The following is a 13,483-nucleotide window of genomic DNA, read 5'->3' as shown; positions in this document are numbered from 1 at the left end:
GTGCTCCCTGGCAACGACGTAAACGATACCTGATGCAGGGGGGTGCTCCGCCACCTGGTTGATCAGTACCGCAGGGGGCCGGGGTGACTAGGCTTATGCGGATGCGGCGCAGGCCCGCCGGTGCGGGCCGGGCCGCCCGCGTACGCCCCCGATCCACCCGATCCACCCGATACAAGGAGCCACAGGACATGGCCGACTCCAGTTTCGACATCGTCTCGAAGGTCGAGCGGCAGGAGGTCGACAACGCCCTCAACCAGGCCGGCAAGGAGATCTCCCAGCGCTACGACTTCAAGAACGTCGGCGCCTCGATCGCCTGGTCCGGCGAGAAGATCCTGATGCAGGCGAACTCCGAGGAGCGGGTGAAGGCCATCCTCGACGTCTTCCAGTCGAAGCTGGTCAAGCGCGGGATCTCGCTGAAGGTGCTGGACGCCGGTGAGCCGCAGCTCTCCGGCAAGGAGTACAAGATCTTCGCCTCCATCGAGGAGGGCATCTCGCAGGACAACGCCAAGAAGGTGGCGAAGATCATCCGCGACGAGGGGCCCAAGGGCGTGAAGGCCCAGGTGCAGGGGGACGAGCTCCGGGTCAGCTCGAAGAGCCGGGACGACCTCCAGGCCGTCATCGCCCTCCTCAAGGGCAAGGACTTCGACTTCGCCCTGCAGTTCGTCAACTACCGGTGAGTCCGGTGGCCTTCGGCACCTGACGAGCCGAAGCGAGAGGGCGGGCGCCCCCGGTGGGGGTGCCCGCCCTCTCGCGTGGCCGGTGCGCGGTCAGCGGCGGGAGTCGCCGAACAGGATGCGGTAGACGATCAGCAGCACCAGGGAGCCGCCGATGGCCGCCGCCCAGGTCGGGCCGTCGAAGAAGTGCTTGCTGATCGAGTGGTCCAGCCACCGGGAGGAGATCCAGCCGCCGATGAAGGCGCCCGCGATGCCGATGAGGGTCGTGCCGACGAGGCCGCCCGGGTCCTTGCCGGGGAGCAGCAGCTTGGCGACGGCCCCCGCCAACAGTCCCAGAATGATCCAGCTGACGATGGTCATGCCCTCGACCTGCCCTTCCCCGTCGTCCTTCTACCGTGCCCGTACCGTACCGCCGGCCGTGTCCTCACCCGACAGGACGATCTCGCCGCCCCGGCGGTTGCGGAGGGCGGGGCCCCTCGTCGGCGTGCGGGCCGTCAGCGGGCAGCGAACGGCCGGTCCGTGGGGACGATCTCGCGTCCCAGCGGCAGCAGCGAGACGGGGATGAGCTTGAAGTTGGCGATGCCGAACGGGATGCCGATGATCGTGACGCACAGCAGGATGCCGGTGGTGATGTGGGCGAGCGCCAGCCACCAGCCGGCGAGCAGCAGCCACAGCACGTTGCCCACGCAGGACGGGGCGCCGGCGTCGCGTCGCTCCACCGTCGTGCGGCCGAAGGGCCACAGCGCGTAGACGCCGATGCGGAAGGACGCCAGGCCGAACGGGATGCCGATGATCGTCACGCAGAGCAGCGCGCCGGCGAACAGATAGCCGAGGAACAGCCAGAAGCCGCTGAGTACCAGCCAGATCACGTTCAGGATCGTTTTCACCGCTGTCGACCTGCCATCTGTTCGAGTCGGGTGATGCGCTCACCCATCGGCGGATGGGTGGAGAAGAGTTTCGAGAGACCCTGGCCGGGCCGGAACGGGTTGGCGATCATCATATGGCTGGCCGTCTCGATACGCGGCTCGGGCGGCAGCGGGAGCTGCTTGGTGCCCGTCTCCAGCTTGCGCAGGGCGCTGGCCAGGGCCAGTGGGTCGCCGGTGAGCTGGGCGCCGGAGGCGTCCGCCTCGTACTCCCGGGAGCGGCTGATCGCGAGCTGGATGAGGCTCGCGGCGAGTGGGCCGAGGAGCATGATCATCAGCATGCCGACGAGCCCGGGGCCGTCCTCGTCCTCCGAGCGGCCGATGGGGATCAGCCAGGCGAAGTTCACCAGGAACATGATCACGGAGGCGAGGGCGCCGGCGACGGAGGAGATGAGGATGTCGCGGTTGTAGACGTGGCTCAGCTCGTGGCCGATCACCCCGCGCAGTTCGCGCGGTTCCAGCAGGCGCAGGATGCCGTCGGTGCAGCAGACCGCGGCGTTGCGCGGGTTGCGGCCGGTGGCGAAGGCGTTGGGGGCCTCGGTGGGCGAGATGTACAGGCGGGGCATGGGCTGGCGGGCCTCGGTGGAGAGCTCGCGCACCATGCGGTACAGCTCGGGGGCCTCGAACTCGCTGACCGGGCGGGCGCGCATCGCGCGCAGGGCGAGCTTGTCGCTGTTCCAGTACGCGTACGCGTTGGTGCCGAGGGCGACGAGGACCGCCACGACCAGGCCGACCCTGCCGAAGAGCGAGCCGATGACGATGATGAGCGCGGACAGTCCCCCGAGGAGAACTGCGGTCCTGATCCCGTTGTGCCGGCGGTGCACGGTAGGCCCTCCAAGTCGTGCGGCAGGGGAACCCTTTGTCTGGGGATGCTGTCGACGGATGCCGTTGACGCCACTTCTCAGTGGATCCTCCCGGTCTGGTCAACGCCAGGCGGGTTGGGCGAGTTCCCTTGTGCGCGCACGGGCGGCCTCGTGGCGTACGGGTGAGGCGCCCCGGCGGGCGGGGGCCCGCGGGGGCGTACCGGGTCGTGCCGGGGGCGTGCGGTGTCCTGTCGTGCGGTGCGCCGGCCTGCCCTGTCCGGTCAGAACAGTCCGGTGTCGGCGAAGCGCAGGACGAGCTGGGGCGCGCCGGACAGGGCGATGCCGACGATGCCGGTGAGGGCGAGCGCGGCCGTGAGCGGGGCCGGGAGCGGGTGCCGCACGGGCTCGCCCTCGGGGGCGCGGAAGAGCAGGGCCGTCCACTTGAGGTAGTAGAAGAGGGCGATGACCACGTTGACCGCCATGACCACGGCGAGCCAGCCGAGGCCCGCGTCGACGACCGCGGAGAAGACGGTGACCTTGGCGAACAGGCCGATCACGCCCGGCGGCAGTCCGGCCAGGCAGAGCAGGAAGAAGGCCAGCAGCAGGGCGGTGAGCGGGTTGGTGGCGTACAGGCCGCGGTAGTCGGCGACGCGGTTGCGGGCGTGGGCGCGGCCCACGAGGGCGGCGACGGCGAAGGCGCCCAGGTTGACGGCCGCGTACATGAGGGCGTAGGCGACGGTCGAGCCGACGGCGTGGCCGGCTTCCCCGGAGTCGTCGGTGTAGGCGGCCGCGGCGATCGGCACCAGGAGGTAGCCGGCCTGGCCGACGGAGGACCAGGCGAGCAGGCGTACCGCGCTGTGGGCGCGCGTGACGCCCTGCCGCAGGGCGCCGACGTTGCCGACGGTCATGGTGAGCGCGGCCAGGGCGGCGAGGGCGGGGCCCCAGACGTCGGCGTACGAGGGCAGGGCGACGACGGTGACCAGGATGAGGCCGGTGAAGCCGACCGCCTTGCCGACGACCGAGAGGTAGGCCGCGATCGGCAGGGGGGCGCCCACGTAGGTGTCGGGCACCCAGAAGTGGAAGGGGACGGCGGCGGTCTTGAAGGCGAAGCCGATGAGGGTGAGGACGACGCCGGCCTGGGCGAGGGTGTGGAACTGGCTGTCCACGTGCTGGACGCGATCGGCGATCTCGGTGAGGTAGAGGGTGCCGGTGGTGGCGTAGAGGAAGCTGATGCCCATGAGGGTGACGGCGGTCGCGGTCACCGAGGAGAGGAAGAACTTCAGGGCCGCCTCGGAGGACTTCCGGTCGCCGTGGCGCAGGCCGACGAGGGCGAACGCGGGCAGCGAGGCGACCTCCAGGGCGACGACGAGGGTGGCGAGGTCGCGCGAGGCGGGGAGGAGGGCCGCGCCGGCCGCGGAGGACAGCAGCAGGAACCAGTACTCGCCCTCGGGGAGCCCGCGCGCGGAGTCCTTGAGGGCGGTGACCGAGAGCAGGGCCGTGAGCAGGGCGCCGCCGAGGACGAGGAACTGGATGACGAGGGTGAAGGTGTCCACGGTGTAGCTGCACGCACGCGTGGCGGCGTCCGCCTCGCGGACGCAGAAGGTGGCGCGGTCGCCGTCCAGGAGGGGCAGCAGCAGGAGGCCGGAGGCGGCGAGGCCGGCCACCGAGACCCAGCCGAGCAGGGGCTTCCTCGCCTCGGCGAGGAAGAGGTCGGCCACCAGTACGAGGAGTCCCACGGCGGCGGTGAGCACGGTGGGCGCGAGCGCGAGCCAGTCGACGGACTGGACCGCGGAGGCGGCGAGGGGACTCATCGGGTGCCTCCTGCGAGGAGCTGCTGCACGGCCGGGTCGGTCAGGCCGAGGAGGGCCCTCGGCCACAGGCCGGCGAGGACGGTGAGGACGACGAGCGGGGCCCAGGCCGCGTATTCGAACGTGTGAACGTCGGTGAGTTTCGAGGCCTCCTGCGGTACGGCTCCCATGCAGACGCGGCGGACCACGACGAGCATGTACGCGGCGGTGAGCAGGGTGCCGAACGCGGCGATCGCCATGAAGGTGAGGAAGGCGGGGCGGCTGAGCCCCGCGGCGGGGTCGAAGGCCCCGAACAGCGCGAGCATCTCGCCCCAGAACCCGGCGAGCCCGGGCAGGCCGAGGGAGGCGACGGCGGCGAAGGCGAGCAGGCCGCCGAGGCGGGGCGCCCGGCCGTAGAGCGCGGCTCCCGCGCCCTTGGCCAGGGCGTCGAGGTCGACGGTGCCGGTACGGTCCTTCAGGCCGCCGACCAGGAAGAACAGCAGGCCGGTGATGAGGCCGTGGGCGATGTTGGCGAAGAGGGCGCCGTTCACGCCGGTCGGGGTCATGGTGGCGATGCCGAGCAGCACGAAGCCCATGTGGCCGACGGAGGAGTAGGCGATCAGACGCTTGAGGTCGCCCTTCGCGCCCTCCCTGGCGAGGGCCAGGCAGGCCAGGGAACCGTAGATGATCCCGGCGACGGCGAGGGCGGCGAGGTAGGGCGCGAAGGTGTGGAAGCCGTGGGGTGCGGCCGGCAGCAGGATGCGGACGAACCCGTACGTGCCCATCTTCAGCAGGACGCCCGCCAGCAGGACCGAGCCGACGGTGGGCGCGGCGGTGTGCGCGTCGGGCAGCCAGCTGTGCAGCGGCCACATCGGCGTCTTGACCGCGAGCCCGACGCCGATCGCCAGAACGGCGACGACCTGCACGGACGCGGTGAGTGACCGGCCGTTGTCAGTGGCGAGTGCCACCATGTCGAACGTGCCCGCCTTGATCCCGATCAGGAGCAGGCCGAGCAGCATGATCACGGACCCGAGCAGGGTGTAGAGGATGAAGCGCCAGGCGGCCCGGGCCCGGTCCGCACCGCCCCAGCGGGCGATGAGGAAGTACATCGGGATGAGCACGGTCTCGAAGGCGAGGAAGAACAGCAGCAGGTCGAGGACGGCGAAGGTGGCGAGGGTGCCGCCCTCGAGCAGGAGGAGCAGGGAGACGAAGGCCTTCGGGGCGGGGCCCGCGGCCGGCTTGAAGTAGGAGTACAGCGCGCAGAGGAAGGTCAGCAGCGCGGTGAGGACCAGAAGGGGGAGGGAGATGCCGTCGACACCGAGGTGGAGGCGCACGTGGAGTGCGGGGATCCAGCTGATGTCGGTCGTGGCCTGCATCTTCGAGGGATGGTCGTGGTCGAAGCCGAGCGCCAGGGCGATCGCCGCGAGGAGGACGACGCCGGTGACGGTCACGCCGTGCCGCAGTACGGCCTGCTCGGGTGATCTCCCCTTCAGTCCGGGGGGCGCCGGCAGGAGGGCGGCGAGCGCGCCGAGGAGCGGGGCGAGGAGAAGGAACGCCAGAAGGAACTGCATCACGGACTCGCTCATATCGATCACGCCTGCTCACGCTCCCGTGGCGACGAGGACGGCGGCGACCGTCAGGACGACGGTGCCGGCGAGCAGCGCGCTCACATAGGTCTGCACATTGCCGGTCTGGGCCCGCCGTACGGCACCGCCCAGCAGGCGGGGCGCGGCGCCCGCGGCCTGTACGTAGGTCTCGACGACCGCGCGGTCGAGGAAGCGGACGAGTCGTGCGCCGGCCTGGACGGGGCGGACGAAGAGCACCGTGTAGACGGCGTCGAGGTGGAAGCCGGCGGCCGCGTGGCGGTGCAGCGGGCCGAGCAGCAGCCGTCCGGGGTCCGCGGGGTCGGGCGCGGAGGCCACGTCCCCGTAGACGGGGGTGTGACTGGCGATCGCCTCGGCCTCGACCTCACCGGCGTCGCCCCCGGGATGGGCGGCTACGGCGCCGAGCGGGGTACCGGCCGCCAGGGCAGTGGTGTGGCGCCAGGTGCCGTAGGTGACGAGGACACCGACCAGGGCGAGGCCGGTGCCGAGGACCGCGGTCTGCAGGGTGGGCGCCAGATCCCGGCCGTCGAACCAGTCGGGCAGCGCGCCGTAGGCGAGGCCGAAGGCGAGGGAGGGAACGGCGAGCACCCAGAGCACGGCGTTCATGACGAGGGGCTGCCGGCCGTGGTCGGGGGCCTCGGCCCCCCGGCCGCGGAAGGCGAGCAGCCACAGGCGGGTGGCGTAGGCACCGGTGAGGAGGGCGGTGAGCAGACCGGCGACCAGGACGATCCAGCCGGCGGCGCCGGGGGCGTGCTCGGTGTGGCCGGTGGCCACGTGCTCGGCGGCGCCGAGGACCGCCTCCTTGGAGAAGAAGCCGCTGAAGGGCGGGATCGCGGCGAGCGCGAGCAGCGCCACGGTCATCGTCCAGAAGGCGTCGGGGACGCGGGCGCGCAGGTCGCCCATGCGGGACATGGCGGCCAGCGAGTTGGTGCCGGCGGCGTGGATGATCACGCCGGCGGCGAGGAAGAGGAGCGCCTTGAAGGCGCCGTGGGCGAGGAGGTGGAAGACGGCGGCACCGCGGTCGCCGACGGCGAGGGCGCCGCTGAGGTAGCCGAGCTGGCCGATCGTCGAGTAGGCGAGGACGCGTTTGATGTCGTCCTGGGCGAGCGCGGCGAGTGCCGAGCCGGCCATGGTGACGGCGGCCATCACGGCGAGGACGACCATCGCGGCCCGGGATGCCTCGAAGACCGGGAGGAGGCGGGCGACGAAGTAGATGCCGGCGGCGACCATGGTCGCCGCGTGGATCAGCGCGGAGACGGGGGTGGGGCCGGCCATCGCGTCGGGGAGCCAGGTGTGCAGCGGGAACTGCGCCGACTTGCCCGCCACGCCGGCCAGGAGCAGCAGGGCGATCACGGTCGGGTGGTCGAGCCCGCCGTGGGCGACGGCGCCGAGGATCCGCGTGAGGCGGAAGGAGCCGGTGTCGTGGGCGAGGGCGAGCAGGCCGATGAGGAAGGGGACGTCACCCAGCTTGGTCACCAGGAATGCCTTGATCGAGGCGGCGCGGGCCTCGGGGGTCTCCCAGTAGTGGCCGACGAGGAAGTAGGAGCAGATGCCCATGATCTCCCAGCCGACCAGCAGCACCATCAGGTCGCCGGAGTAGACGACGAGCAGCATCGCGGAGGTGAAGAGGGAGACGAGGGCGGCGTAGGAGGGATAGCGCGGGTCGTGGCGCAGGTAGCCCGTCGAGTAGAGCTGCACGCAGGTGGCGACGGTGCCGACGAGGACGGCGACGAGGGCGGCGAAGCCGTCGATGTGCAGGGCGAGCTCGATGGGGACCGAGCCGGTGGGGGTGAGTTCGGTGGCGGCGTCGAGGGCGCCGTCGCCGCCCTGGCGGGCCGCGACCAGGACGGCCAGGACGAACGCCGCGAAGGTGGGCAGCACGGCGAGGGGGCGCGCGAAGCCGGGGGCGGTGCGGCCGAGGAGCAGTCCGGCGAGGGCGCCGAGGAAGGGGAGGACGGGGACGAGGACGGCGAGGGTGGTCGTAGTCACGCGGTGGCCTCGGCCTTCTGGGCCGCGGTGGCTGCCGGGCCGTCGCTGTCGTGGGCGTCGCCGTCGGGGTCGTCGGGTCCGCCCGGTCCTTCGGGGTCGTCGGGTCCGCCGTCCTCACCGTCCGGGCCGTCGGGACCCCCGGGGGTCTCGGCGGTGTCGCGGAGGCGGTCGATGTCGGAGGTGCCGCGGTTGCGGTGCACGGCGAGGACGATCGCCAGCCCGATGCCGATCTCGGCGGCGGCGACGGCGATGATGAAGAGGGTCAGGGCCTGGCCGGAGTGGAGGGTGTCGCGGGCGGCGCGGTCGAGCCAGACGTCGAAGGCGACCAGGTTGAGGTTGACGGCGTTGAGCATCAGCTCGACCGACATCAGGACCAGGATCGCGTTGCGCCGGGCGAGGACGCCGTACAGGCCGGTGCAGAACAGGAGGGCGGACAGCACGGCGGGATAGGCGAGGTGCATCAGCGGGCACCTTCCTCGGCCGGCCCCCGGCCGTTGCGGGCGCCCGGGACGGCGGGGGGCGCGGCCTCGGCCTTCGCCTTGCGGGACAGCACGATCGCGCCGACGAGGGCGGCGAGGAGGAGGACGGAGAGGGCCTCGAAGGGGAGGACCCAGTTCTGGAAGAGGGCCTGGCCGGTGACCTCGGTGGAGCCGGAGGGGGCGCCGTCCAGGTCGACCCAGGTGGTGCGGAACGCGTCGGCGACCACCCACACCAGGGCGGCCGCGGCGGCGAGGGCCACGGTGAGGGCGGCCCAGCGGTTGCCCGAGTCGGTGTCCGGGGAGCGGCCGATGGGGGCGCGGGTGAGCATCAGCCCGAACAGGAGGAGGACGACGACGGAACCGACGTAGATGAGGACCTGCACCCAGGCGATGAACTCGGCGGTGAGCAGGAGGTATTCGACGGCGAGGCCGCCGAGGGCCACCACGAGCCAGAGAGCGGCGTGCACCAGTTGCCGGGTGGTGACGGTGACCAGGGCGGCCCCGAGGGTGACCAGGCCGACGAGGAGGAAGGCGATCTCGACGCCGGTCGGGGAGAGGAACCCGTGGGTCTGCGTGGCGGCGGTGGTCGTGGCGTGCGCCGCGGGAGCGGCGGCTGCGGCGAGGGTCACGACTCACCTTCCTGCGGGGTGTCGGGGCCGGTCGCGGGCGGGGTGGCGGGACCCGTTGCCCCCGGGGTGGCGGGGTCCGCGTCGGCGGAGGCCGTGGGACCGGCGTGATCGGCCTGCTCTGCCTGGGCGGCCTGCTCGGCTTGGGCGGCCTCGGCGGCGGCCAGCTTGTCGGCGGTCTTGCGGGCCGCGGCGATCTCCTTGGGCTCCTCCGCGCCGGGGTCGAGGGCGGGCGGGGCGGGGACGGTCCACATCCACTCGCGGAGCTTGTCGCGCTCGTGGGTGAGGTCGCGGATGTCGGTCTCGGCGTACTCGAACTCCGGGGACCAGAACAGTGCGTCGAAGGGGCAGACCTCGATGCAGATGCCGCAGTACATGCACAGGGAGAAGTCGATGGCGAAGCGGTCGAGCACGTTGCGGCTGCGCTCGCGGCCGCCGGGGTTCGCCGCCGGGACCGTCTCCTTGTGGGAGTCGATGTAGATGCACCAGTCCGGGCACTCGCGGGCGCACAGCATGCAGACCGTGCAGTTCTCCTCGAACAGGCCGATCACGCCGCGGCTGCGGGGCGGGAGGTGCGGCTGGGTGTCCGGGTACTGGGCGGTGACGGTCTTCCTCGTCATCGTGCGCAGCGTGACGGCCAGGCCCTTGGCCAGGCCGGAGCCGGGGATGCGGGACCGGGTGGAGGGGAGCGGCTCCGGCATCAGGAGATCACCACCTTGACGACGCCGGTGAGGGCGATCTGGGCGAGGGCGAGGGGGACGAGGACGGTCCAGGAGAGCTTCTGCAACTGGTCCTCGCGCAGCCGGGGGTAGGTGACGCGGAGCCAGATGACGACGAAGGCGAGGAGGGCGGCCTTCAGCAGGGTCCAGACCCAGCCGAGGCCGTCGGCGCCCCAGGGCCCGTGCCAGCCGCCGAGGAAGAGGACGGTGGTCAGGCCGCACAGGACGACGATCCCGGCGTACTCGGCGAGGAGGAACAGGGCGAAGCGCAGCCCGGTGTACTCGGTGTACGCGCCGAAGATGATCTCCGAGTCGGCGACCGGCATGTCGAACGGGGGACGCTGGAGTTCGGCGAGCCCGGCGACGAAGAAGACGAGCGCGCCGACGATCTGCCAGGGCAGCCACCACCACTCGAAGGCGTCGAGGATGCCGGTGAGCGAGACGGTGCCGGCCGCCATCGCCACGGAGGCCGCGGCGAGCAGCATCGGCAGTTCGTAGGACAGGAGCTGGGCGGCGGTGCGCAGGCCGCCGAGGAGGGAGTACTTGTTCGCGGAGGCCCAGCCGGCCATGAGCGAGCCGAGGACGCCGACGCCCATGACGGCGAGCACGAAGAAGATGCCCGCGCCGACGGACTGGCCGACGGCCCCCTCGCCGGGGCCGACCGGGATGACGAGCAGGACGAGGAGGTAGGGCAGCAGCGCGACGGCCGGGGCGAGCTGGAAGACGCGGCGGTCGGCCTCGGCCGGGACGACGTTCTCCTTCTGGGCGAACTTCACGCCGTCGGCGACGAGTTGCGCCCAGCCGTGGAAGCCGCCGGCGTACATGGGGCCGAGGCGGCCCTGCATGTGCGCCATCACCTTGTGCTCGGCCTGGCCGACGATCAGCGGGAAGGTCAGGAAGACGACGAAGACGACGAGGAGTCGCAGGGCGACGTCGAGGGCGTCGTTCACTGCGTGCCTCCGGTGGGGTGGTCGTCGTCCGGGTCGGGGGTGGGGCCGGCGGGCTTCGCGGGGTTCGGCTCGGCGTCCGGTCCCGGGGCCTCGGGGGTGGGCTCCGGGGCGTCCGCCGAGGGGACGTCCGCCTCGGGTGCGGGGTCCTCGAAGGCCGGGCGGGCGTGGTGCCAGGGAGCGTCGGAGCCGCGCGGGGCGGGGGCCGGCCTCGCGGCCGGGCCGGTCCCCTCGGTGGCCTTCGAGACATCCGAGTCCTTCGATGCCTTCGATGCCGTCGATGCCTTCGATGCCGTCGAGGGCCCTGTGTTCTCCGTGGCCTCGGTGGTCTCCGGGGCCTCGGTGGTCCCGGCGGTCTCCGTGGCCTCGGTGGTCTCCGGGGCCTCGGTGGTCCCGGCGGTCTCCGTGGCCTCGGTGGTCTCCGGGGCCTCGGTGGTCTCGCTGGACTCCGTGGGCCTCGTGGTTCCGGTGGCCGCGCTGGTTTCCGTGCTCTCCGTGGGGCCCGCGGCTCCCGTGTCCGCGCCGGTGTTCGTGTTCTCCGCGGGCCCCGTGGCCCCGGCGGCCTCGGTGCTCCCCGCGGCCTCCGTGGCTCCGGTCCCGTCCGGTCGCGTCGGTCCGGTGGCTTCGCCGGGGCCCGGGCGCTGGGAGGCCGAGCCCTCGCCCGCCGAGCGGGCGCGGCGGGGGGTGCGGGCGGGGGCGGTGCCCTCCGCCGGGGCCGGTCGGGCCGGCCGCGCGGGGGTCGCCTCCGACGGGGCCCCGGGCGCCTGGCCGACCGAGCCCTGGGACGCGGTGCGGGTGCGCCGCGGGGGGCGCTCGCCCGGGGTGCGGGCAGGGCGTTCGCCGGCCGCGCGGGCGCCGCGCGCCGGGCGGGCCGGGGCAGCCGGGAGCGTGCCCTTGAGCGGGCCCCACTCGTTCGGGTCGGGGACGCCCGGGGGCTGCATCTGGCGGCGCTTGGGCCCGCCGTGCTCGGACTCCCCCGGTTCCTTGGCGCCCGGCCACGCCTTGGCGACGCGGGCGGCGAGGACGAAGTCCTTGCGCAGCGGGTGCCCCTCGAAGGTCTCGGGGAGCAGCAGATGGTCCAGCGCCGGGTGGCCCTCGAAGCCGACGCCGAACATCTCGTGCGTCTCGCGTTCGTGCCAGCCGGCGCCCGCGTAGACGTCCACGGCGGTGGGCAGCACGGGGGCGTCGTGCGGGACGGTCGTGCGGACGAGGAGGCGCCGCACCGGGGAGAGGGCGACCACGTGGGCGGACACGCGGAAGCCGGTGCCCGGTTCGTCGACCGCGCTGAGCCAGTCGAAGTAGGTGCAGCCGAGGCCGTCCCGGGCGGTGCGCAGGGCGGTGATCCACTCGGTGGGCGGCACGTCGACGGTGAGGAGGTCGTACGACTCCTCGGCCGTGGCCTCCGGACCGAAGAGCTCGCCGACGGGGGCGGGCAGCCAGCCGGCCTCGGTCATCGCGCACCCTCCCCCGGACCCTCGGAACCGGCCGCGCGTCCCGAAGCCCCCGGGCCCTCGGAAGCCCCCGGAGTCTCGGACGTCTCCGAAGCCTCGGACGACTCCGGACCCCCGGAACCCCCGTCGCTTCCCGAACCCCCGGCACTCCCCGGAGCCTCGGCACTCCCCGGCCCCCCGGTGCCGCCCGCGCTTCCGGGCGTCTCCGGGGCCCGTACGAGGCCGGAGCCGAGCGCGGCCGTCGACGGGCGCGGCCCGCCGCTCCCGCCGTGCTGCGCGCCGTAGCGCTCGCCCAGCGACTCGCGGGCGATCTTCTCCTGGAGCTTGATGATCCCCTGCAGCAGCGCCTCGGGCCGGGGCGGGCAGCCGGGGACGTAGACGTCGACGGGGATGATCTGGTCGACGCCCTTGGTGACGGCGTAGGAGTCCCAGTACGGGCCGCCGCAGTTGGAGCAGGCGCCGAAGGAGATGACGTACTTCGGCTCGGGCATCTGCTCGTACAGCCGCTTCACGGCGGGCGCCATCTTGTCCGTCACCGTGCCGGAGACGACCATCAGGTCGGCCTGGCGGGGGCCGGGCGCGAAGGGGATCACGCCCAGCCGCATGAAGTCGTGGCGGGACATCGAGGCGGCGATGAACTCGATGGCGCAGCAGGCGAGTCCGAAGTTGAAGACCCACAGCGAGTAGCGGCGGCCCCAGTTGAGGACCACCTTCATCGGCTCGGGGGCGAGCCGGGCCAGTGTGCCGAGCCGCCGGGGCTCGAGCGTGCCCGGGGAGCCCGTCGGGTCCGGCGGGCCGGAGGGGCCGGTCACCGGCGCGGGGTCGGGCAGGAACACCGGCCGTGAGGCACCGGGAGCACCGGGGCCTCCGGAACCTGCCGCACCGTCGGCGCCTCCGGAACGGGTGGGGGTCACGTCCATGTCAGGACGCCCTTCTTGTACGCGTAGAGCAGTCCCACGGCCAGGAAGCCGAGGAAGAGGAACATCTCGACGAGGGTCGCCGCGCCGAAGCCGGGAGCGGAGAACACCGTCGCCCACGGGAAGAGGAAGATCGAGTCGACCGCGAAGATCACGTAGAGGAACGCGTAGACGTAGTAGCGGACCTGGGTGTGGGCCCAGCCCTCGCCGACGGGGTCGACGCCGCACTCGTACGTCAGGAGTTTCTCGGGCGTGGGCACGGCGGGGCGCAGCAGGCGGTTGGCGCCGAACGCCACGGTGACGAAGAGCACGCCGACGACGGCGAGCAGTCCGACGACCGAATAGGAGGAGAAGTAGTCCGCCGCGACGACGACCGTCTGTCCCGGCTGTTCCGGCTCCGGCACGCCCGCCCCTCGCTCCCTGACCGTGTGACTTCTGCGACCCTCGTGACCTTCGCGAACTGTGTGAGTCCGGCGATCCGTACGCACGGGAGTCTAGGCCCTGCTAAAGAGACGGTAAGCAGCCCGTCACACCTTGGGATGCGGGGGTACCCTCCGCGCGGGC

The 13,483-nt window shown here is 72.6% G+C and carries 14 protein-coding genes; 1 reads left to right on the top strand and 13 read right to left on the bottom strand.

Going from position 1 to position 13,483, the window contains the following annotated elements; all coding sequences use genetic code 11:
* The first annotated feature begins 188 nt into the window (after positions 1 to 188).
* Positions 189 to 677 carry a YajQ family cyclic di-GMP-binding protein gene (locus OHB09_RS19245; protein WP_093593704.1) on the top strand — a complete coding sequence of 163 codons (489 nt, stop codon included), beginning with the start codon at positions 189 to 191 and terminating at the stop codon, positions 675 to 677.
* A 90-nt stretch (positions 678 to 767) separates the two neighbouring features.
* Here OHB09_RS19245 and OHB09_RS19240 read toward each other — a convergent pair whose 3' ends face one another.
* The 13 genes from OHB09_RS19240 to OHB09_RS19180 all read right to left on the bottom strand — a co-directional run bounded on the left by OHB09_RS19240 (position 768) and on the right by OHB09_RS19180 (position 13,323).
* Positions 768 to 1,034 carry a GlsB/YeaQ/YmgE family stress response membrane protein gene (locus tag OHB09_RS19240; RefSeq protein ID WP_006140964.1) on the bottom strand — a complete coding sequence of 89 codons (267 nt, stop codon included), beginning with the start codon at positions 1,032 to 1,034 and terminating at the stop codon, positions 768 to 770.
* Between the two features lie 134 nt (positions 1,035 to 1,168).
* A complete protein-coding gene (locus OHB09_RS19235) occupies positions 1,169 to 1,561 on the bottom strand; it encodes a YccF domain-containing protein (RefSeq protein WP_006140967.1) in 393 nt (130 codons plus the stop codon).
* Positions 1,558 to 2,421: a zinc metalloprotease HtpX gene (gene htpX / locus OHB09_RS19230; RefSeq protein ID WP_006140971.1), complete on the bottom strand. Its 864-nt coding sequence runs from the start codon at positions 2,419 to 2,421 to the stop codon at positions 1,558 to 1,560. The genes OHB09_RS19235 and htpX overlap by 4 nt, the downstream gene beginning before the upstream one ends.
* 260 nt (positions 2,422 to 2,681) lie before the next feature.
* A complete protein-coding gene (locus OHB09_RS19225; RefSeq protein WP_328922295.1) occupies positions 2,682 to 4,211 on the bottom strand; it encodes an NADH-quinone oxidoreductase subunit N in 1,530 nt (509 codons plus the stop codon).
* Positions 4,208 to 5,782 carry a complex I subunit 4 family protein gene (locus tag OHB09_RS19220; protein ID WP_191890203.1) on the bottom strand — a complete coding sequence of 525 codons (1,575 nt, stop codon included), beginning with the start codon at positions 5,780 to 5,782 and terminating at the stop codon, positions 4,208 to 4,210. The genes OHB09_RS19225 and OHB09_RS19220 overlap by 4 nt, the downstream gene beginning before the upstream one ends.
* A gap of 6 nt (positions 5,783 to 5,788) precedes the next feature.
* Positions 5,789 to 7,780, bottom strand: a complete 1,992-nt coding sequence (locus OHB09_RS19215) for an NADH-quinone oxidoreductase subunit 5 family protein (RefSeq protein WP_006140975.1) — start codon at positions 7,778 to 7,780, stop codon at positions 5,789 to 5,791.
* Positions 7,777 to 8,241, bottom strand: a complete 465-nt coding sequence (gene nuoK / locus OHB09_RS19210; protein ID WP_006140976.1) for an NADH-quinone oxidoreductase subunit NuoK — start codon at positions 8,239 to 8,241, stop codon at positions 7,777 to 7,779. The genes OHB09_RS19215 and nuoK overlap by 4 nt, the downstream gene beginning before the upstream one ends.
* Positions 8,241 to 8,888 (bottom strand): NADH-quinone oxidoreductase subunit J family protein, encoded by a 648-nt coding sequence (locus OHB09_RS19205; protein WP_006140977.1) that lies wholly within the window; start codon positions 8,886 to 8,888, stop codon positions 8,241 to 8,243. Before OHB09_RS19205 ends, nuoK begins: the two co-directional genes overlap by 1 nt.
* Positions 8,885 to 9,586 carry a NuoI/complex I 23 kDa subunit family protein gene (locus OHB09_RS19200; RefSeq protein WP_191890200.1) on the bottom strand — a complete coding sequence of 234 codons (702 nt, stop codon included), beginning with the start codon at positions 9,584 to 9,586 and terminating at the stop codon, positions 8,885 to 8,887. The genes OHB09_RS19205 and OHB09_RS19200 overlap by 4 nt, the downstream gene beginning before the upstream one ends.
* Positions 9,586 to 10,554 carry a complex I subunit 1/NuoH family protein gene (locus tag OHB09_RS19195; RefSeq protein ID WP_006140979.1) on the bottom strand — a complete coding sequence of 323 codons (969 nt, stop codon included), beginning with the start codon at positions 10,552 to 10,554 and terminating at the stop codon, positions 9,586 to 9,588. Before OHB09_RS19195 ends, OHB09_RS19200 begins: the two co-directional genes overlap by 1 nt.
* Positions 10,551 to 12,005 (bottom strand): NADH-quinone oxidoreductase subunit C, encoded by a 1,455-nt coding sequence (locus OHB09_RS19190; RefSeq protein ID WP_328922294.1) that lies wholly within the window; start codon positions 12,003 to 12,005, stop codon positions 10,551 to 10,553. The genes OHB09_RS19195 and OHB09_RS19190 overlap by 4 nt, the downstream gene beginning before the upstream one ends.
* The gene (locus tag OHB09_RS19185; protein WP_191854561.1) at positions 12,002 to 12,922 is read right to left on the bottom strand and encodes an NADH-quinone oxidoreductase subunit B; all 921 of its coding nucleotides are present in this window, start codon (positions 12,920 to 12,922) and stop codon (positions 12,002 to 12,004) included. The genes OHB09_RS19190 and OHB09_RS19185 overlap by 4 nt, the downstream gene beginning before the upstream one ends.
* Positions 12,913 to 13,323: an NADH-quinone oxidoreductase subunit A gene (locus OHB09_RS19180; protein WP_006140984.1), complete on the bottom strand. Its 411-nt coding sequence runs from the start codon at positions 13,321 to 13,323 to the stop codon at positions 12,913 to 12,915. The genes OHB09_RS19185 and OHB09_RS19180 overlap by 10 nt, the downstream gene beginning before the upstream one ends.
* Positions 13,324 to 13,483: the final 160 nt, after the last annotated feature.

This window comes from Streptomyces griseoaurantiacus (assembly GCF_036189845.1).
Lineage (GTDB): Bacteria > Actinomycetota > Actinomycetes > Streptomycetales > Streptomycetaceae > Streptomyces > Streptomyces griseoaurantiacus.
Note: the sequence above shows the minus strand (reverse complement) of the source record. Positions and strands in the feature narration are given on the sequence as shown.

What these genes read in the sequence shown, in the direction of transcription:
- OHB09_RS19245 (WP_093593704.1), top strand. Translation starts at nt 189, where the DNA reads ATGGCCGACTCCAGTTTCGACATCGTCTCGAAGGTCGAGCGGCAGGAG.
- OHB09_RS19240 (WP_006140964.1), bottom strand. Translation starts at nt 1,034, where the DNA reads ATGACCATCGTCAGCTGGATCATTCTGGGACTGTTGGCGGGGGCCGTC.
- OHB09_RS19225 (WP_328922295.1), bottom strand. Translation starts at nt 4,211, where the DNA reads ATGAGTCCCCTCGCCGCCTCCGCGGTCCAGTCCGTCGACTGGCTCGCG.
- nuoK (WP_006140976.1), bottom strand. Translation starts at nt 8,241, where the DNA reads ATGCACCTCGCCTATCCCGCCGTGCTGTCCGCCCTCCTGTTCTGCACC.
- OHB09_RS19200 (WP_191890200.1), bottom strand. Translation starts at nt 9,586, where the DNA reads ATGCCGGAGCCGCTCCCCTCCACCCGGTCCCGCATCCCCGGCTCCGGC.
- OHB09_RS19190 (WP_328922294.1), bottom strand. Translation starts at nt 12,005, where the DNA reads ATGACCGAGGCCGGCTGGCTGCCCGCCCCCGTCGGCGAGCTCTTCGGT.
- OHB09_RS19185 (WP_191854561.1), bottom strand. Translation starts at nt 12,922, where the DNA reads ATGGACGTGACCCCCACCCGTTCCGGAGGCGCCGACGGTGCGGCAGGT.